We start from the raw sequence: 19377 nt of genomic DNA on the forward strand, positions 1-19377 counted from the left end.
TGGACGCATGCTCACCACAGCAGGCACGGACGTCACGGCGCTGGTGCGTCAGATGCTCGGCGACCCCCGCGCCGAGATCGCCGAGCGGCGCGAGGAGCCGATCGGCCACCCCCTCGCGCTCTCCACCGCCGGGCTGCACCGCGTCTCCGGCACCACGACCGAGGGCAGGCCCTGGTCGTTCGTGGTCAAGGCGATCCGCTCGGCCAAGCACTTCCCCATGATCGGCACGCTGCCCGCGTCCTTCCGCGAGATGCTGCTGGCCGACTTCCCCTGGCGCGGCGACGCCGACGTGTACCTGTCCGATCCGCCGCTGCCGGGCGGGCTGCGCCTGCCCCGGCTGTACCGGCTGGACGACCTGGGCGACGAGCGGCTGGTGATGTGGCTGGAGGACGTCGAGGTGGACCCGGCCGCGTCCTGGGACCTGGCCCGCTACCGCGCCGCGGCCCGCCTCCTCGGCGCGCTGGCCGCCATGCGCCCCGCGCCGCACCAGGACCCTCCGGATCGCGGGCTGCGCCTGTTCTGCTCCGGCCCGGCGGCGCACATCATGATCCCCGCCCTGCGCGACCCGGACACCTGGCGGCACCCGCTGGTCGCCGCCCACGCCGACCCGCTGCTGCGTACGGACCTGCTGGCGCTCGCCGACCGCATCCCCGAGCTTCTCGACGCCGTCGCCGGCCTGCCGCACACCCTGCCCCACGGCGACGCGAGCCCGCAGAACCTCCTGGTGCCGCGCGACGGCTCGGCCGAGTTCGTCGCCATCGACTGGAACTGGACCGGCTCCAGCGTGATCGGCAGCGACCTGGCCCAGCTCCTGGCCGGCCTGCCCCAGGCCGGCCAGACCGAACCGGCCGACCTGCCGGCCGTGCACGAGGCCATCGAGTCGGCGTACACCGAGGCCGCCGGCGCCGACCCGGCCCACGTCTCCCTCGGGTACGCCGCCACCCTGGTGCTCCGCTGCGCCTGGACCGCCCTCCCCCTCGACCGCCTCGGCGAGAAGCCCACCCCGGAACTGGAGGACCTGTTCCGCAGACGCGCGGGCCTGGCCCGCTTCATCGCCGACATCGGCCGCAGCCTGCGGCTGTGACCCACCGCGGGTGGACGTCTGGGGGCTTCGGGGGCGAATGCGCCTGTTGGGGAAGAAAAGGGCGCTTGTAGGGGAATGGTCGATCTTGCGAAATTCGTTTATGTTAGAGGGTGCGTAAGGTTCGTCGCGGTGTGACGGCGCGAAGGCTTCCCTTGGCTGACCTCCGACAACGGGCGGAGTCCTGGTGATATATAGTTTAAGCACCTTGTCTCCGAAGTCGAACGCGTGTGTGAAAGCGTCGTTCCGGGCGGTGATTATGTGCGCACCCTATCGACGACGGAGACACAAGGCAGCGGCGTAAGCGATGAAAGTGCATCACAGCGGCAACGTCCACCTCAAAGATACCGCCAACAGCGAGTATCCCTGGGATGAGTTCGACCCATACCTGTACTTCCAGCACAACTACGGTATCCTCCGGCCCGACGACCGTGAGATCATCGAGCGGGTCGGCAAGTTCTTTTCCGGCATAACCGATATTTATGGTGCCGAGGGTGTCGATGTAGGAACCGGGCCGAATCTCTATCCCGCCCTCGCGCTGCTGCCCCTGTGCCGGACCATCACGATGGTGGAGTACTCGCGGTCCAACGTCGAATGGCTGGAGAGAGAGGTGAAGCGGTACTCCCCGTCCTGGGAGCCCTTCTGGGAGGTGCTGGCCGAGCATCGCAAGTACCAGGAGGTCGGCGACCCGCGCGCCGCGCTCGCCCGTCGCGCCCAGGTCTGGAAGGGCAGCCTGTTCAGGCTGCCGCCGACCAGAAAGTGGCATGTGGGCACGATGTTCTTCGTCGCCGAGTCGATCACCGGCACCCAGGCCGAGTTCGTCCGCGCGCTCCGCGCGTTCATGAACGCGCTGCGCCCCACCGCGCCCTTCGCCATCGCCTTCATGGAGAACTCGACGGGATACAAGGTGGGCGAGCATTTCTTTCCCGCCGTCAAAGTGGACGCGGGGATCGTGGAGAGCAAGCTGGAACCCTACACCGACACCCTACATGTGCACCATATCGACAGCGATGGGTTGCTACGCGACGGGTACAGCGGGATGATCCTGGCGTACGGTCGGCTTCGAAAATGAACTGACGTCGGTGTGGAGAGGGCCGGATCCGATGAAACTGCAGCCCCGCCAGCAGCTTCTGGACATATGGAAGGCCGTCGCCCGCGCGTCTCTCGACGGTGACCGCTGGGCCTGGGGCGGCCGCGACGGCTCCAACTCCATATCGGACACCGAGCAGCTTTTATGCCTGATGTTCCCGGCGTCCGAGCTGACCGCATTCAAGATAGACGTCCCGGACGAGACCGCGGAGGACGTGCTCGACGCGCTTTCCACGCTCGGCGACAGCGTCGAGGTGCCGAAGAGACTCATCCGCGTGATCAGCGAATATCTCGACACCTATACCGACGACCTCGGGCGGCCGGTCTTCGCGGGCGGCTCCTACTTCAAGTCCAGCGAACCGGGGCAGGAGCCCACCAAAGAACAGCAGGCGCTGGACGTGGTCGACTCCTTCTCCATGTCGGTCACGCTGATGCTCAGCGTCCTGGGCTTTTTGAAGGTGTTCCGGCGCAGTGTGCGCCGCGAGGAGCTGCTGCGCGAGATCCTGGACGTCGAGCAGCGCGCCGCCAAGCGGCTCTCCGCCGCCATGGTCAACCTGCTGCGGAGCTTCACCATCAACGCCTTCGAGCCGGGGTCCGCGGCGGGCCGGGCGCTGATCCGCTCGGTCAACCAGACCGGCTCCCCCGACCGGCGGGTCATCGAGGAGTTGCAGCGCCAGCTCACCGGCGTACGCGCCGGCCTGCGCGACCTGACCATCGGCTCCGCCCAGGTCGATCTGGACAACCCAACCTGCTGTTCGAATGCGGCTGGAGCTGGGGCATCGTCGCGGGCGCGCCCGAGGTGGAGACCGACCTCGACGTCGGGCCGCAGCCCGAAGGGTCGGCGCCCAACCTGCCGTTCCTGTATTTCACCGTCATCGCGCTGACCAGCATCGCCGACCTGTTCTCCGAGCGCACCCGCGTCCTCGGCCTGCTGGATGACGACCAGCAGCAGCTCGCCAACGCCCTGCAGCGCCGCTGGGACCTCACCCAGGCGTACTGGGCCAGGATCGCCATGTTCGGCCGCGGGCGCTGGCCGCTGGAGGACATCCCCTGGCGCACCACCGACGACGCCGAGTCGGAGTACTTCTCGCTGCTGGTCACCGCCATGGTGGTGGAGAACCTGATGCGCACCCGGGCCGGAGACGCGGTGCTCGGCCGCGTCTATGGCGTGCTGCACGAGCTGGCGATCCGGGCCCGCATCACCCGCCGCGCGGTCAAGGACGACCCCGCGGTCCGCATGCACGCCCCCGGCGTGGTCTACCAGCTCGACGGCACCGACGCCCTCGGCCCGCCGATGCACTGGCTGCTGTCCGACTTCGCGGTCACCCTGCTGAAACGGACGATGGGCGTGGCGTCCATCGCCCAGAGCACCGAGATGCGCGAGCGGCTGCTGTCGCTCGCCGATGAGATCTGGGACCACGTGTACCGGCGGCGCTGCGGCAACGGCCGGGCCCGTGACCTGTGGGACCAGCCGGGCAACGTGTTCGCCGAGGCCGAGCCGGGCAGCGAGCTGCCCTCCTGGTACTTCACCGAGCGCGTGGTGGAGTTCCTGGTCGCCGCGGCCAAGGCCACCGAGGCCGGACCGATCCGCAGCCCGCAGCTCGCCGAGATCGCCAACGAGATGCTCAGCGAGGCCGAGCACCTCTACGACCAGGAACAGCTCATCTGGGCCAACACCTCGGGGCCGCTTCAGCCCACGCTGCGCGCCATCGAGGGCAACCTCCAGCGGGCGAGGCTGATCGTCCGCACCCGGCCGGGCAGCGCCATGGCACTGATCAGCGACTGCCTCAAGGACCTCGAACTTCTCGCGCTGGCCCGGGAGACCGCCGCGGAGGCGACGTGACCATGCTGGTATTCGCGATCAGCGACAAGGGCGGCACCGGGCGCTCGGTCACGAGCACCAACATCGCCTTCCGCCGCGCGCTGCAGGGCGACGACGTGTGCTACCTCGACTTCGACTTCGGCTCCCCGACCGTCGGCGCGATCTTCGGCGTCAGATCGGCCGAGCGCGGCACCGAACGCGGCGGCATGCACTCCTATCTGCAGGAGAAGACCGAGGACCCCTACCGCGTCGACATCTGGACCGACTCCGACCGCAGCGCCCTGCGCAGCAGGCCGCCCGGGGCAGGGCAGCTCATCCTGCTGCCCGGCGACTCCAGCGGCGGCGAGTTCCCCGCCTCCCCGCGCGCGGTGGACCGCTGCGTCCGGCTGTTCTCCCGGCTGAGGGAGGAGTTCGATCTGTGCATGGTCGACTTGAGCGCCGGCCGGTCCTACGCCGCCGACATGGTGCTCGCCGCGACCGCCCGCGCCGAGCTGTCCGACGTCCCGTTCCGCTGGCTGGTCTTCCACCGCTGGACCAGGCAGCACATCATCGCCGCCGCCGGGCTGGTGTTCGAGCGGCGCGGCCTCCTCGACGTCGGCGCCGCCCACGGGCATGACAAGACCGCGCTGGCCGAGCGCATCCGGTTCGTACGCACCGCCGTGGTGGAGGCCAACGCGCCCGAGCGCTCGGCGCTGCGCTCCACCCAGCTCGCCTGGCTCGATGAGTGCGACCGCGACCTGCATGAACTGGCCCGCCGCCACGGCGTGGGGCGTACGGCGATGCTGGGCAAGGTCCCGCTGGACCCGGTCCTGCAGTGGCGCGAGCAGATCCTGGTGGACGAGGACGTCTACGCCAGCCAGATCGCCAACGAGAGCACGATCCGCGCCTTCGACCACATCGCGACCAAGATCTTCGATGCGCGCGCGTGGGAGGGGCTGTGACGGCCCCCTTCGCCGAGGACACCGCCGAACGCCGGGTCGAGGCCACCCCGCTGTCCCACGTCTCCATCGAGCTCGGCCACCTGTACATGGAGGACTACGCCGAAGGGCGCGACCACCTCCGCGAGCGGTTCCGGCAGGTGGCGCCATGGGCGCGCACGGTGCGCGAGAGCCTGTCCGAGACCCTGCCGGGCCGGGCGCGGATCAGCACCTGCTTCCTCATCGACGACTACTTCTCCAGGTTCGGCTCGCCCGCCGAGGTCGTGCCCATGGTGACGGAGGCAGCCGCCGAGAGCGGGCTGGTCGTCGACTACCTGGCCAGGGAGTCCGGCTGCGCCCGGTTCGGGCCGGTGGACCTGGCGACCCTGGTGCTCGACCGGATCGTCGTCGATCCCGCCCCCGGCGCCAACGGCTCTCGGCCGCCGCTCACCGAGACCGGCTGGCTGTGCAACGGCCAGCGCGGCCCGGAGACCGCTCACGTCGAGGCCATGGGGGCCCAGCCGGGCTGGCGTCCGCCGGTGCAGAACGCCAAGCGGCGGCACTCGATCTTCGTGGACGTGGAGCTGTGGGACGCGCCGGGGGGCGAGCGGGTGTGGTCGTGCCCGTTCCTGGCCGCGGTCTGGCAACTGCTGCGGCTCGGCCTGCTCCGGTATCACGGCAAAGCGGTCGCCGTCCCGGAAGAACCCGGGGAGACCTTTCCCGCCGAGTGGGACGCGCTGCCGCCCCTGCTCAAGCTCAACCCCAGGGCCGCGCCCTTCGCGGCGTACCGGACCGTGTCCGTGCTCTCCTCCCGGTTCCTGCCCGTCGAACTCGCGGTGCGCACCATCCTCGGCCAGGTCGCCGTCGATCTCGAGGTGCTCCGCCAGGTCACGGAGCGCGCCCGGGCGGAAGGCGTGCCGTTCGAGGACGAACTGGTCGACCGCGTCTCCTACGTCTTCACCTAGCGCCGCGCACCGGGGAGAGACATGCTGATCATGGGGGAGGTGCAGACCGGGCTCCTGCGCAACCTCGGGGAGCTCGGCGAGCCGAAGTGCCGCGAGGTGCTCGGCCTGGTCTCCGGTGAGGAGCCGCGCACCTCCATGCGCCCCCTGCCGTACGCGATCTCGCCCGAGCAGTTCACCGGAGTGGACTGCCGCCTGCCCGGCGTGTCCGGCGCGCGTATCCGGGGCACCGGGACGGTGGCGCAGCACGCCGTGATCGTCGGCGGCCGGGTGCTGCAGGCGTCCGCGTACGCCACCGTCGTGGCGGGCGCCGCGGACCACCGCCTGCCCTGGTCCCACTACTTGGCCCGGCCGGGGGACATCGAGGTGCACGGCCGGCCGCGCTGGGCCGACATGGCCGAGGGCTTCATGGCCGCCGAAATGCCGATGGACGCGCTGAACCTCTCCGCGATCGGCGGCCGGCTGATGGCCGCGGTGCAGGAGTCGCCGCACCTCGACGGCAAGACGCCGTTCAAGAGCACCCGCACCCACCTGCGCTGGGTGCTGTGGCGGGGCGAGGCGGGCGCGCCGCCCCTGCTGCTGACCCTGGGCAAGGGGTCCCTGCGCACGCTGCGCCTGACCGGCGAGCCCGCGACCGATGTGACCGCCTTCTGCGAGGACCTGGCCCTGCACGACTGGCTGCTGACGACCATCCAGGCCATCATCCAGCGCGCGCTCATCGGCACCGCCGCCCCGTCGCAGATCGCAGCCAGGCTCGCCCCGGCGATCGATCATCTGATGCACCTGTGGATGCCCGGCGCCCGCGTACCCGACTCCTACCAGCACCTGTGGAAGGAGCTGGAACGGCGGCCGGGGTTCAGCAGGCAGTGGGCCTCGTCCGTGACGCGAATCCGCGACCAGATCGCGGTCAACACCTTGTCCCTTCTCAGCGCGGCTGTGATGACAGAGAGCGGGCATGAACCTGATGGCGACATCTCACCGCACCGAGGTGCTTCCCAGGACGATCCGTAAGGTCATCGTCACCCTGGTCGTCGGCGGATCGTCCTTCGCACTGACCAACATGGTCGTGGAAGAGGCCGATCTCGTGTGGAGCGTGACACTGTCCGTCTTCATCGGCGGAGTGGTGTTCGTGGTCCAGTTCATGGTGGACGCCGACAACCTCCTGCAGACCGTGCAGGCCGAGCAGTACCGGCATCACGCCGCCTTGCAGGAGGCGGTGGAGCGGGGGTTCAACCGGGTCAGCGAGGCGACGGAGCTGTTCGATCTGGTGGAGTCGTCCACGCTGCCCACCGATGTGATCCACCGGTTCGTACGCAACGCGGCGACCCTGGGACCGGCCATCCCCAGCCTGGCCCGGGATCTCGCCCAAGCCGAGATCGGCCGGGTCTCGCAGTTCCTGCACGAGCTGAGCCAGGGCGTCGCCATCCACGAGGGCGAAGACCGCGAGTGGCTGCTCACGCTGTCGGCCCACGCCGCCAAGTCCATCGACGCGGTGAGCATCCCCGTGGTGGACGCGGGCGCCTGGGACCTCGACGGCGGCTTCTGGACCACCGACCTGGGGCAGCGCTACCTGGAGACGCAGCGCGAACGGGTGCAGAAGGGGGTGCGGATCAGGCGCATCTTCGTGCTGGACCGATCCGATCGGCAGCACAAGGACCTGTTCCGGCGCATCTACCGCTGGCAGTCGGAACTCGGCATACAGACGCGGGTCCTCGACGCCGACGCGCCCACCACGCCGCAGCGCTGGCTGAGCGACTTCATCGTCTTCGACGGCGTGGTCAGCTACGAGACCACGGCGGGGCCGAACCTGGCCCGCGACGTGCACATGATCATCAGCACTCAGCTCGTGCTGGACCCGGCGCGGGTGGAGACCCTGTCCGAGCGGTTCAACCTTCTGTGGGAGCAGGCACAGGAGCTTGAGTGAACCGCGCCGGGTCACAGCGCGCCAGCAGGTCCGCCGTTCCGGGGGCCGCCTCATCGCCGGTGATCAGCGCGGCCGTCAGCTCGGCAGTGACCGGGGCCAGCGTGATGCCGAACCCGCCGTGCCCGGTGGCGAGCACCACCCGCCCGTACAGGTCGAGGGCGCCGATCAGCGGGACTCCGTCCTCGCTGCCCGGCCGCACTCCCGCCCAGTGCCGCCGCTGCCGCCAGCCCGCGGCGGCCGGGGAGAGCGCGGCCAGCCCGCGCCGGATCCCGGCGAGGTTGCGTGGCGTCGGCACGGTGTCGGCGCGGCCGGGCTCGTGGGTCACCCCGGCGGCCAGCCGCCCGTCCCAGCGGGGCACGGCGTAGAGGTCGCGTCCGCCGGCGCGGGCGTACGCGGCGTGGCGCAGCGGGTACCCCGGCGAATTGGGGGCCATGACCTCGATCGCCTCGCCCTTGACCGGGAACAGCCGGGACGCGGCGGACGGCGCGAGCGCGGCACTGAGGTGGCCGCAGGCCACGACGGCGTGTCCGCACTCGATGCGGGTGCCGTCGTCCAGTTCCACTCGCGCACCGCCAGGCCGGGCCGAGACGGGTGACGGCCACGCCGAGCCGCACCTGTGCGCCCGGCGCGCGGCGCAGGGCGGTGGCGAGCGCCGACATCAGCAGCGGCGGTTCCAGCGCCAGTTCCCGCGGAAGGTGGAAACCCTCGCGCAGTCGCGGATTCAGCAGCGGTTCCAGGCGTAGCACCTCGACCCGGGAAAGGGGGGTCACTCGCGCCCCATTGGCGATCCAGCGAGGCACGATCTTCTCATGCAACCGATATGACTCCTCGTCATCCAATGCGATCTGCAGGGCGCCGGACGACAGCAACGGAATGTCTATTCCAGACAGCCCGATAATGGAGTTCAGCCATGCCGGATACAGCTCTCTGCTGCGTTCCGCGAGATCGTGCAGTGGGCCGAGGCACAATTCATCGCTTTCGGTGATGATGCCGCCCATCGCCGCTGATGAGGCGGCACCGCCGAGGCTTGCCCCGCGATCCACCATCACGACCCGCCGGCCTTCCGTGAGGAGCCGGTGGGCGATGGCGCAACCGATGATTCCGCCACCGGCTATGGTCACGTCACAGGTCTCACGCACACGCGTCTCCTCGCCGACCTGCCGTGCCGATTTTTCGGGCTATAACGCAGATTTAACCCTTTCTGTGAATATTGCGGCCCTACGACGATATCTCGCGATTCCGTATCGGAGGAGAGGCGGACCCAAACCTTGCCGGGACATCACCCCGCCTATGACCGGCACGGGTACGACCAGGCGTGCGGAACGGTCGCCCGCCTCACGAAGGGAACCCGCCATGTCCGTTCGGAGCCGTGCCATCATGCTGGTCACGTTCACCGCCGCCGGGGTCGCCCTGGCCATCGCCCCGGCGTACGCCGACGCCGCGAGCGCGCCCCTGAACGGTCTGCGCCGCCTGCTCGACCGGCTCGCGCCGGTAGGGCTTCCCGGGGGACCGCGCTTCCGGTGACCTCGCCCGGTGGGCGCCGGGCGAGGTGCCCACACCGGCGCCGGGCGTCACGTGCGGGGTGGGGAGAAACGTGGTGCGGTTCCGGGAGGGGAGGGGTAGGGTCCGGGTATGGCGTGGCGACATTGATCTTCGGCTGAGTTCGGGCTCACGCGCAGGCTCTATGCCTATGCGTTCTTCGAGGACCTCATCCTCCTTTACCCGGTGTACGCGCTGCTGTTCGCCGGCACCGGGCTGTCCACGGCGCAGATCGCCTCACTGTTCGTGATCTGGTCGGTGACCGGGTTCGTCCTTGAGGTGCCCTCCGGCATGTGGGCCGACGCGTTCTCGCGGCGGTGGCTGCTGACGATCGCGCCGCTGCTGTCGGGGGCGGGGTTCGCGCTGTGGACCTTCGCGCCCGCTTATCCCGCCTTCGCCGCCGGGTTCGTGTTGTGGGGGGCCGGGTCGGCGCTGCGCTCGGGGACCTTTCAGGCGCTCGCGTACGAGGAACTGGACCGGCTGGGAGCCGCCGCGTCGTACGCGCGCGTCATCGGGCGGGCCGAGGCCGTGGCCACGGGGGCCCAGTTGCTCGCCACCCTGCTGGCCGCCCCGGTGCTCGCGGCGGGCGGGAACACCGCGGCCGGGGTGGCCAGCGTGGCCGTGTGCCTGGTCGGGGCGGCCGTGGGGTGGTCGTTGCCGGAGTCCAGGGGAGCGGGGGAGCGCGAGGGGGCCGGGTTCGCCGCGGTGCTGCGCGAGGGGGTGGCCGAGGTGCGCGCGACCCCGGGCGTACGCGGGTCGCTGCTGCTCGTCGCGGTGCTGATGGGGGCGACCGCGCTGGACGAGTTCGTGCCCCTGCTCGCCGAGGCGACCGGGGCCGCGCCGTCGGTCGTCCCGCTCCTCGTGCTGGTCGTCACCGCCGGCTTCGCCGTGGGCGGGTGGCTGGCCGGGCGCGGCACCCGGTGGGCCGGGCCCGCGCTGATGGGCGGCGCGGGGCTGCTCGCCGTCGGCGCGCCGGTGGCCGTGGGCGAGGGCTGGTGGGGTGGGACCGTGGCGGCGGGGACGGAGGCGGCTCCGTGGATCGGGATGGTGCTGATCGCGGCGGCCTTCGGGGTGTTCCAGTGGGCCATCACCGCCGCCGACGCCCGGCTGCAGGCGCGCATCGCCGACCGGTCGCGGGCCACGATCACCTCCATGGCGGGCTTCGGCGCGGAGGTCGTGGGGGTGCTGGCCTTCGCCGCATACGGGCTCGGGTCGGGGCTGGCGGGGCCGGGGACGCTGTTCGCCCTGGCCGCGGTGCCGTACGCCGTCGTGGCGGTGGTGCTGTGGCGGGGCAGGTGAGTCCCCGGGCGGCCAATGATGGGTCAAGAGAGCGTGGCCGGGGTGGCGTGGTGCGCGTGGCCGGGAAGAACTCCTGACCAGGCACTATCCGACTGCGAGGGACCATGAGACTGTACGCACGCCGGCATCAGATGCCCGCCCGGATCGCCACGGGCGCGTACATTCTGAACTCCGGTCTGTCGAAGGTGAACGCCGACGCCGAGACCGCGGCCGGTGTGCACGGCATGGCGGCGGGGACGTACCCGTTCCTGCACGACCTGGAGCCGGAGCGGTTCACCCGCATGCTGTCGCGGGCGGAGATCGCGCTCGGGGCGGCGCTGCTGCTGCCGGTGGTGCCCTCGCTGGTGGCCGGGGCGGCGCTGACCGCGTTCGCGGGCGGGCTGCTCGGGCTGTACCTGCGCACTCCCGGGCTGCGCCAGGAGGGCAGCCTGCGCCCGACCCAGGAGGGCATCGGCGTCGCCAAGGACGTCTGGCTGCTGGGCATCGGCGTGGGGCTGGTCGTCGAGGAGCTGAGCCGCGACTGAGGCGAGCTCGTCGTCCGTCGTGTGGGTGGTGTCCCCTCGTGTCCGTCGTGTCCCCTCGTGTTCGTCGCAAGGAGGCCGTTCGCATGTCGTCGCTGTCCACGCTGCCCTACCTGGGCTCCGGTCTCGGCCACCGCGGTGAGCTCGACGAGCCGATACGCAGCGCCGCCGGCAAGATCGACTGGGTCGAGGTCATCAGCGAGGAGTACCTGTTCGCCGACGACGGGCGGCGCGAGCGGCTGGAGCGGCTGCGCGAGCTGTTCCCGATCGTGCCGCACGGGGCCGAGCTGTCCATCGGCTCGCCGGGCGAGCCCGACCCGCTGTACCTGGACGCGCTGGCCCGGCTGGTGGACGAGCTGGACGCGCCCTGGTTCAGCGACCATCTCGGCTACCGGTGCGCGGAGCCGTCCGGTCCCGGGGCGCTGATGCCGCTGCCGCGCTCGCGCGAGGTGGCCAGGGAGCTCGCCGCCAAGGCCCGTACGGTGCAGGCCGCGGTCGGCGCGCCGTTCCTGCTGGAGAACATCGCCTACCAGGTCGATCTGCCCGCGCCCATGTCCGAGGCCGACTTCGTCGCCGAGGTCCTCGAACACTGCGAGGCCGGGCTGCTGCTCGACCTGGCCGCGCTGGACGCCAACGCCGCCGGCCACGGCTACGACCCGTTGGCCTACCTCGACCGGGTGCCGCTGGAGCGCCTGGTGGAGGTGCACCTGTCCGGCGGCGCGGGCCGCGACGGGCGCGCCGAGGACGCCCGCAGCCGCCCGGTGCCCGAGCGGGTGTGGGCGCTGCTGGACGAGGTGGTGGCCCGCTGCCCGGTGCCGGCCGTCCTGATCGAGCGCGACCGGGACTTCCCCGAGGACTTCACCGACCTTCTCGACGAGGTCGAGCGCGCCCGCCAGGCCCACGTACGCCGCCGCGACGAGCTCATGTGGGTATGACGCCGCGGTTGCCGTGATGTAAGCGTGATGTGTCACGGCATTGCCCGGCGATGAAAAGGATTGCATTATTTGCGTCATTGAAGCTCTCGGACGGCGGACGGCCCAGGAGACGGCGATGGCGGTGACGATCCTCGATGTCGCGAAGGCGGCGGGGGTGTCGGTGTCCACGGTGTCGCGGGCGCTGTCTTCGCCGGAGATGGTCCGCCCCGAGACGCGGGCGCGGGTGCGCGCGGTGGCCGACAGTCTCGGCTACCGGCCCAACCTCGCCGCGCGCGGCCTGATCACCGGCAGGACCGCCAACCTCGGCCTGGTCGTCCCCGATCTGACCAACCCGTTCTTCCCCAGCCTGCTCAAGGGCGCGCAGGCGCGGGCGCGGGAGGCCGACCACGCCGTCTTCCTGGCCGACTCGCAGGAGGACGGCGCGGAGGAGGCCCGGCTGGTCGCCGCGATGGCCAAGCAGGTGGACGGCGTGGTGATGTGCGCCTCGCGCATGGACCGGCCGCTGCTGGAGACCGTGCTCGGGCTGGTCCCCATCGTGTTCATCAACCGCGCGGTGCCCGGCCACCCGTCGGTGATCATGGACAACGCGGGCGGCATGCGGCAGGCGGTGGACCACCTCGCCGCGCTCGGTCACCGCCGGATCGCCTACCTCAACGGCCCGCGCTCCTCCTGGACCAACAAGGAGCGCCGCAAAGGATTGCGGCGAGCCGACCGGCACGGAATGGAGGTGACCCACCTCGGCCCGTTCGCGCCGAGGTTCGAATCCGGGCAGCAGGCCGCCGACCTGGTGATCGCGGCGGGGGTGTCGGCCGTGGTGGCCTACAACGACGTGATGGCCCTCGGCGTGCTGTCGCGGCTCGCCGAGCGGGGCGTGCCCGTGCCCGGCCGGATCAGCGTGGTGGGCTGCGACGACATCGGCTTCGCGGCCATGGCCACGCCCGCGCTCACCACGGTCGACCTGCGCGGCGAGCGGGCCGGGCGCGCCGCCGTGGAGACCCTGCTGGACGTGCTCGCCGCTCCGGAGCAGAGCACCCCGGCCCGTACGCGGGCGCCGCTGCGCCCCGACCTGACCGCGACCCTCATCGTCCGGGCCTCGACCGGGCCCGCGGCGTAACCCGCAGCTCGCCCAGCTCGCCCAGCTCGCCCAGCTCGCCCAGCTCGCCCAGCTCGCCCAGATCACGCATCACACAGATCCGATATCGTCCGGGCCGCGGCAGGCCCGAGCGCTCCTGACCCCTTCGTCTCCCCCCAGAAGGGACGCGCACATGACCATCACCCGCTTCGGCGTGCTCCTCGCCGCCGCCGTGCTCGTCGCGGCCGGCTGCGGCGCCCCCGGCTCCGGCGGCGGCACCGCCACCACCTCCTTCGCCCCGGGCGACGTCCCGGACAAGCCGCGCGAGCCGGTCACCCTCAACATCATCGACGTGGCCGGCAACCTCCAGCTCACCCAGGGCATGATCGACGAGTTCGCGCAGAAGAACCCGGACATCGTCGCCAAGGTCACCTACACCAAGGCCACCGCGCCCGAACTGGCCGGCAAGATCAAGGCTCAGCAGCAGGCGGGCCGGGTGCAGATCGGCCTGGTGCTGACCGGCACCGACGGCCTGTCGGCCGGCATCGAGCAGGGCCTGTGGCTGCGCACCGACGACTACGCGAGCAAGATCGGCCCCATCGACTACCAGGAGCCCGCGGCCAAGATGCAGGAGCTGGCCCAGGGGCAGGGCCAGGTCGTCACCTACTACCCCTCCGGCCCGCTGATCGAGTACAACCCGGCCAAGGTCGCCGACCCGCCCAAGACCGCCGAGGAGCTGCTGGCCTGGGCCAAGGCGAACCCCAAGCGCTTCCAGTACGCCCGCCCGGCCAACTCCGGCCCCGGCCGCACCTTCCTGATGGGCCTGCCGTACCTGCTCGGCGACTCCGACCCGAAGAACCCGGCGAGCTGGACCAAGACCTGGGACTACCTCAAGGAACTCGGCAAGTACATCGACTACTACCCGACCACCACCACCGAGACGATGAAGAACCTGGGCACCGGCACCGTGGACATCGTCGCCACCACCACCGGCTGGGACATCAACCCGCGCGCCCTGGGCACCGTCCCGGCCGAGGTGAAGGTGCAGCCGCTGGAGGGCATGCACTGGGTCACCGACGCGCACTACGCGGTGATCCCCAAGGGCGTGAGCGCCGATGTCGTGTCGGCGAACATCGCGCTGATCAAGTGGATGCTGACCCCGCAGCAGCAGGCCAAGGCGTACGACACCGGCTACTTCTACCCCGGCCCCGCCGTCAACGGCGTCACGCTGAGCATGGCCCCCAAGGAGTCGCAGGACGTGATCGCCAAGTTCGGCCGCCCCGAGTACGACCAGTGGATCTCCCAGTTCCCCAAGGAGACGTCGCTGCCCGCCCCCCAGCAGGTGGCCATGTTCGACAAGTGGGACCGGGAGGTCGGCGCCGGAAAGTACAAGACCCAGTGACCGCCAGGAAGATCTCCGAGCTGCGGCTGGAGGGCGTCAGCCGCGGCTTCGGGGGACGGCTCGCCCTCGACGGGCTCGACGTGACCATCAAGGGCGGCGAGTTCGTCGCCCTGCTCGGCCCCTCCGGCTGCGGCAAGTCCACCGCCCTGAACTGCGTGGCCGGGCTGCTGCCGCTGACCGCCGGGCGCATCTGGCTGGACGACGCCCGCATCGACACCCTCCCGCCGGAGAAGCGCGGCTTCGGGATGGTGTTCCAGAACTACGCCCTGTTCCCGCACATGACCGTCCGTGCCAACATCGGCTTCGGCCTGCGCATGCGCAAGACGCCCGCCGCCGAGATGCGCACCCGCGTGGACGAGGCCCTGCGCCTGGTCCAGCTCGCCGACCTGGCCGACCGGCTGCCCGGCCAGCTCTCCGGCGGCCAGCAGCAGCGCGTGGCCATCGCCCGCGCGGTCGTGCTGGAGCCGCCGCTGGTGCTGATGGACGAGCCGCTGTCCAACCTGGACGCGGCGCTGCGGCTGGAGATGCGCACCGAGATCCGGCGCCTGCACCAGACGCTCGGCCTGACCACGATCTACGTCACCCACGACCAGGAGGAGGCGCTGTCGCTGGCCGACCGCCTGGTCGTGCTGCGCGACGGGGTGCTGCAGCAGGCGGGCACGCCCGAGCAGGTCTACACCGAGCCGGCCAACCGGTTCGTGGCCTCGTTCATGGGCTACCGCAACGCGCTGGAGCTCCCGGTCACCGGCGGCGAGGGCCGCATGGTCCGGCTGGAGGACGGCGGCGGCCTGACGCTGACCGGCGTACGGCGCGGCGAGGTCGGCGGCGCCGGCGCCACGGCCGTCGCCTGCGTACGGCCGGAGGACTTCACCGTCGGCGACGGGCCCAACCCGGTCGCCGCGGCCGTGGAGGTCGTGGAGTACCACGGCCGCGAGAGCGCCGCCCTGGTGCGCGCCGACGGCGGCGTGGCGCTGCACGTGCGCACCTCCGCCCGGCTCGCGCCCGGCGACCGGGTGACGCTGTCGGTGCCGCCCGAGCGGGTCCTGGTGTTCGCGCCATGACCGCGCCGAGCGTGGAAGGGGTGGCGCTGCGGCACCGCCTGGCCGAGCGCGGCCTGGACCGTACGCTGCTGCTCCTGCTGCCCGCGGCCGTGTTCGTGGCCGGGCTGTTCCTCTACCCCTTCCTGTACGGCCTGCAGCTCTCCTTCCAGCCGCAGGACGGCGGCGGGGTGTTCGCCAACTACGCCGAGTTCTTCCGCGACGGCTACCTGCGCGACACCATCGCCACCACCCTGTGGCTCGGGGTGCCGGCCGCGCTGGGGAACGTGGCGGCGTCGGTGCCGCTGGCGTACCGGATGCGGGGCCGCTTCCGCGGCAAGCGGCTGCTCACCACGGTCCTGGTCGTGCCGATCACCCTGGGCACGGTGCTCACGGCCGAGGGCCTGCTGACCTTCCTGGGCCCGACCGGCTGGTTCAACCGGGTCCTGCTCGGCCTCGGGCTGGTGGACGAGCCGGTACGCCTGACGCACAACTACTGGGGCGTGCTGTTCTCGCTGATCATCACCGGGTTCCCGTTCGCGTTCCTGCTCACGCTCAGCTACCTGACCGGCATCGACCCCTCGCTGGAGTCGGCCGCGGCCACGCTGGGCGCGGGCTGGTGGCAGCGGTTCCGGTTCGTCACCTTCCCGCTGCTGGTGCCGGGGCTGGCCATCACGTTCTGCCTGTCGTTCGTGCTGGCGTTCTCGGTGTTCCCCTCGGCGATCCTGGTCGGCGAGCCGTCGGGCGGCACCCGGGTGATCTCCATCGCGGCCTACCACGCCGCGTTCGAGGAGTACGACTACTCGATGGGCTCCGCCATCGCGATGATCATGGGGGTGGTGGAGCTGCTGGTCATCGCGCTGGTCCTGGGCTGGCGGGCCACGCTGTACCGCGGCTCGACGGGAGGCAAGGGATGACGCGGACGGCCTGGCGGCCGGGGACCTGGGTGGTCTGGGGCACGGTCGCGTTCTTCCTGATCTTCGTCGGGGGAGTGGTCGGCTCGGTCGTGGTCAACTCCTTCGCGGTGCGCTGGTTCGACACCTGGCTGCCCGACGGCTGGACCACCCGCTGGTACGGCGCGTCGTGGAGCGACTTCGACCTGCCCTCGGTGCTGCTGGTCACCTTCCAGGTCTCGGTGCTGGTGGTGGCGATCTCGCTGCTGACCGGGGTGCCCGCGTCGTACGCGCTGGCGCGGCGCGAGTTCCCCGGCAAGCGGGCGCTGACGCTGCTGTTCCTGCTGCCCATCATGATCCCGCCGGTCACGTACGGCATCCCGCTGGCCACCGTGCTGTACAAGTTCCACCTCGCCGGCACCCTGGCCGGGGTGGTGCTGGCCAACCTGGTGCCCTCGATCCCGTTCGTGATCCTGGTCATGACGCCGTTCATCGAGCAGATCGACCCCCGGATCGAGGCCGCCGCCCGCATGTGCGGCGCCCCGACCCGGGCCGTGCTGGGCCGGGTGCTCGCGCCGCTGCTGGTGCCGGGCATGCTCGCCGCGGGCATCCTGGTGCTGGTGCGCACGGTCGGCATGTTCGAGCTGACCTTCCTCACCGCTGGGCCCGACAGCGAGACCCTGGTCGTCGCGCTGTACTACTCGGTCTCGGCCGCCGGCATCCGGGCCCAGCAGCAGGTGGACGCCATGGCCGTGGTCTACACGATGTCCATGCTGGTCCTGCTGGTGATCGCGCTGCGCTTCGTCAACCCGACGCAGCTCGTCACCCAGATCAAGGAGCGTCCCGGCACGTGATCACGCCGGGTCGGGCAGCGACGTGGCGGGCGGGGCCGTCGGCACGGCCCGCCCGAACGGCACCGCGTCCGGCGCCCCGGTGACCTCGGGGGGCGGCGGGAGCGCGTCGGCGTCCGCGAGCCCGGTGCCCTCCAGCAGGTCCATGTGGGTGTTGACGAACTTCGCCGCCCGCTCGGCGAAGTCGCGGATCAGCGTGTTCTGCGTCGTGGCCCGCACCTGCGCGATGACCGGGAACACCTTGCCGTGCGCCTGGCGCAGCCGCATCACGGCGGTGCGGTCGTAGTCGGGCCCGCTCTTGCCGGAGATCTCGGCGATCCACCCCTTCTGCTCGTCGGTGGGCTCGCTGGGCAGGGGCACCCGCAGCCGGGCCGCGACCGCGCGCACGTCGGCGTCCAGTTGGCCGTGCTGCTGGGCGATGTGCCCCAGGTTCTCCCGGGTCTTGGCGTTGCTCGCCTTCCGCGCCGCCTCCCGGCCCACCGGGATCTCCCACAGCCCGGCCAGCCGTACCTTCACCAGCAGGTCCCGGTCGGCCGGGTTCAGCGGGCCCCACTTCGTCCGCACGGTCCCGGCGCCCGACGGCGGGCGCACCCCGGTGGCCGACGGCACCGGAGCGGCGCTGGTGGCGGCGGTGGGTGCCGCTGTCGGGGCCGCTGTCGGGGCCGCTGTGGGCGCGGCGGTCGCGGGGGCGAGGTCCGGGGGCGGCGGCAGCGCGGAGGCGTCGGCGAGCCCGGTGTCCTCCAGCAGGTCCATGTGGGTGTTGACGAACTTCGCCGCCCGCTCGCTGAAGTCGCGGATCAGCGTGTTGCGGGTGCTGGCCCGCACCTGCGCGATGGCGCCGAACACCTTGCCGTGCGCCATGCGCAGCCGCTGCACCGCCACCCGGTCGAAGTCGCCGCCGGAGCGGCCGGTGATCTCCGAGATCCAGCCCTGCTGCTCGTCGCTGGGCCGGTTCGGCAGCGGCACCCGCAGCCGCGCGGCCACCGCGCGCACGTCGTCGTCCAGGGTGCCGTGCTGCGTGGCGATGTGCCCCAGGTTGGTACGCGTCATCGCCCGCGCCGCCCGTGCCGCGGCCTCCTTGCCCACCGGGATCTCCCACAGGCCGGCCTGGCGCACGCGTACCAGGAGGTCCCGGTCGGCCGCGCTGAGCGGCCCCCACCTCGTGGGGACGAACCCGTCGCCGCCCACCGCGGCGGCCGGCGGCGGCTCGGCGGCCCCCTCCGCCTCCTCCGCGGGCGGGGCGGTGGGCGCCGGCTGCCCCTGGGGCACCGGCGCGGGCGCCGCGGCCACCTCCGGCACCGGCGGCAGCGCCTGCTCGTCCACCAGGCCCGTGCCCTCCAGCAGGTCCATGTGGGTGTTGACGAACCTCGCCGCCCGCTCGGCGAAGTCGCGGATCAGCGAGTTCTGGGTGCTGGCCCGCACCTGGGCGACGACCGGGAACACCTTGCCGTGCGCCATCCGCAGCCGCCGCACCGCCGTCTTGTCGTAGGCGGGGCCGCTCTTGCCGGAGATCTCGGCGATCCACCCCTTCTGCTCGTCGGTGGGCTGGTCGGGCAGCGTCACGCCCAGCTTGGCGGCGACCGCCCGTACGTCGGCGTCCAGCTCGGCGTGCTGCTCGGCGATCTCGCCCAGGTTGGCCCGGGTCCTGGCCGCGTCGGCCCGCTCCGCCGCCTGCTCGCCCACCGGCATCTCCCACAGCCCGGCCTGGCGCACGCGTACCAGCAGCTCCCGGTCGGCCGCGCCGAGCGGCCCCCAGTCGGTGGGCGTCAGCTCCTCCCGCGACACCGCCTCCACCCCGCCCCCGGTCGCGGCCGGACTCACGGCGCCGTACCCGGCCGTGTTCCCGGTCGCGTTCCCGGTCGCGGTGAACGCGGCACATCCTCCGGCGAGCTGGATCACGGCGAGGCCGCACAAGGTGGTGACGGCAACGCGGCTGGGTCGCTGGCCCACAGCGGACACCTCTCCTGGAAACCTCGGGTCACCCGGAGGTACGCACCCGTGTGCGAAGCCGTTCGATCCACCCCCGAAACCGG

Annotated in this window: 17 protein-coding genes and 2 pseudogenes; 16 read left to right on the forward strand and 3 right to left on the reverse strand. The window is 71.6% G+C overall.

The genetic code is table 11. From position 1 onward, the window contains the following. The first annotated feature begins 7 nt into the window (after positions 1-7). The 7 genes and pseudogenes from HNP84_RS43470 to HNP84_RS43500 all read left to right on the forward strand — a co-directional run bounded on the left by HNP84_RS43470 (position 8) and on the right by HNP84_RS43500 (position 7795). On the forward strand, positions 8-1084 hold the full coding sequence (locus tag HNP84_RS43470; RefSeq protein WP_185055945.1) for an aminoglycoside phosphotransferase/kinase family protein: 1077 nt from the start codon (positions 8-10) through the stop codon (positions 1082-1084). 304 nt (positions 1085-1388) lie between these two features. After that, on the forward strand, positions 1389-2153 hold the full coding sequence (locus HNP84_RS43475; protein WP_185055946.1) for an SCO2525 family SAM-dependent methyltransferase: 765 nt from the start codon (positions 1389-1391) through the stop codon (positions 2151-2153). Between the two features lie 31 nt (positions 2154-2184). Further along, positions 2185-4013, forward strand: a pseudogene (locus HNP84_RS54300) (SCO2524 family protein). 2 nt (positions 4014-4015) lie between these two features. Further along, positions 4016-4933 (forward strand): SCO2523 family variant P-loop protein, encoded by a 918-nt coding sequence (locus tag HNP84_RS43485; protein WP_185056010.1) that lies wholly within the window; start codon positions 4016-4018, stop codon positions 4931-4933. After that, positions 4930-5874 (forward strand): SCO2522 family protein, encoded by a 945-nt coding sequence (locus tag HNP84_RS43490; RefSeq protein WP_221337495.1) that lies wholly within the window; start codon positions 4930-4932, stop codon positions 5872-5874. Before HNP84_RS43485 ends, HNP84_RS43490 begins: the two co-directional genes overlap by 4 nt. A 21-nt stretch (positions 5875-5895) precedes the next feature. Next, positions 5896-6882, forward strand: a complete 987-nt coding sequence (locus HNP84_RS43495; RefSeq protein ID WP_185055948.1) for an SCO2521 family protein — start codon at positions 5896-5898, stop codon at positions 6880-6882. Next, positions 6836-7795, forward strand: a complete 960-nt coding sequence (locus tag HNP84_RS43500) for a DUF6879 family protein (protein ID WP_185055949.1) — start codon at positions 6836-6838, stop codon at positions 7793-7795. Before HNP84_RS43495 ends, HNP84_RS43500 begins: the two co-directional genes overlap by 47 nt. On the opposite strand, the gene HNP84_RS54305 is transcribed toward HNP84_RS43500, so the two are convergent. Continuing rightward, positions 7758-8357, reverse strand: a complete 600-nt coding sequence (locus tag HNP84_RS54305; RefSeq protein ID WP_185055950.1) for an NAD(P)/FAD-dependent oxidoreductase — start codon at positions 8355-8357, stop codon at positions 7758-7760. The two genes, HNP84_RS43500 and HNP84_RS54305, sit on opposite strands and share 38 nt — an antisense overlap. A gap of 58 nt (positions 8358-8415) precedes the next feature. After that, positions 8416-8934 (reverse strand): annotated as a pseudogene (locus tag HNP84_RS56960) (NAD(P)/FAD-dependent oxidoreductase); the annotation flags it as partial. Between the two features lie 214 nt (positions 8935-9148). Between HNP84_RS56960 and HNP84_RS43515 the strand changes: the two are divergent. The 9 genes from HNP84_RS43515 to HNP84_RS43555 all read left to right on the forward strand — a co-directional run bounded on the left by HNP84_RS43515 (position 9149) and on the right by HNP84_RS43555 (position 17347). Next, a complete protein-coding gene (locus HNP84_RS43515; RefSeq protein ID WP_185055951.1) occupies positions 9149-9319 on the forward strand; it encodes a hypothetical protein in 171 nt (56 codons plus the stop codon). 201 nt (positions 9320-9520) lie between these two features. Further along, positions 9521-10633 (forward strand): MFS transporter, encoded by a 1113-nt coding sequence (locus tag HNP84_RS43520; RefSeq protein WP_185055952.1) that lies wholly within the window; start codon positions 9521-9523, stop codon positions 10631-10633. Between the two features lie 104 nt (positions 10634-10737). Continuing rightward, positions 10738-11157 (forward strand): hypothetical protein, encoded by a 420-nt coding sequence (locus HNP84_RS43525; protein WP_185055953.1) that lies wholly within the window; start codon positions 10738-10740, stop codon positions 11155-11157. A gap of 83 nt (positions 11158-11240) precedes the next feature. After that, positions 11241-12089, forward strand: a complete 849-nt coding sequence (locus HNP84_RS43530) for an MbnB/TglH/ChrH family RiPP precursor modification enzyme (protein WP_185055954.1) — start codon at positions 11241-11243, stop codon at positions 12087-12089. A 115-nt stretch (positions 12090-12204) separates the two neighbouring features. After that, positions 12205-13203 carry a LacI family DNA-binding transcriptional regulator gene (locus HNP84_RS43535; protein WP_185055955.1) on the forward strand — a complete coding sequence of 333 codons (999 nt, stop codon included), beginning with the start codon at positions 12205-12207 and terminating at the stop codon, positions 13201-13203. 151 nt (positions 13204-13354) lie between these two features. Continuing rightward, positions 13355-14563 carry an extracellular solute-binding protein gene (locus HNP84_RS43540; RefSeq protein WP_185055956.1) on the forward strand — a complete coding sequence of 403 codons (1209 nt, stop codon included), beginning with the start codon at positions 13355-13357 and terminating at the stop codon, positions 14561-14563. Then, complete coding sequence (locus HNP84_RS43545; protein WP_312927010.1) at positions 14560-15624, forward strand: ABC transporter ATP-binding protein; 1065 nt, start codon at positions 14560-14562, stop codon at positions 15622-15624. Before HNP84_RS43540 ends, HNP84_RS43545 begins: the two co-directional genes overlap by 4 nt. Continuing rightward, positions 15621-16517, forward strand: a complete 897-nt coding sequence (locus HNP84_RS43550; protein WP_185055957.1) for an ABC transporter permease — start codon at positions 15621-15623, stop codon at positions 16515-16517. The genes HNP84_RS43545 and HNP84_RS43550 overlap by 4 nt, the downstream gene beginning before the upstream one ends. Continuing rightward, on the forward strand, positions 16514-17347 hold the full coding sequence (locus tag HNP84_RS43555; RefSeq protein WP_185055958.1) for an ABC transporter permease: 834 nt from the start codon (positions 16514-16516) through the stop codon (positions 17345-17347). Before HNP84_RS43550 ends, HNP84_RS43555 begins: the two co-directional genes overlap by 4 nt. Here HNP84_RS43555 and HNP84_RS43560 read toward each other — a convergent pair whose 3' ends face one another. Then, positions 17348-19294, reverse strand: a complete 1947-nt coding sequence (locus HNP84_RS43560; protein ID WP_185055959.1) for a DUF4142 domain-containing protein — start codon at positions 19292-19294, stop codon at positions 17348-17350. Positions 19295-19377: the final 83 nt, after the last annotated feature.

This window comes from Thermocatellispora tengchongensis, from assembly GCF_014202315.1.
Lineage (GTDB): Bacteria > Actinomycetota > Actinomycetes > Streptosporangiales > Streptosporangiaceae > Thermocatellispora > Thermocatellispora tengchongensis.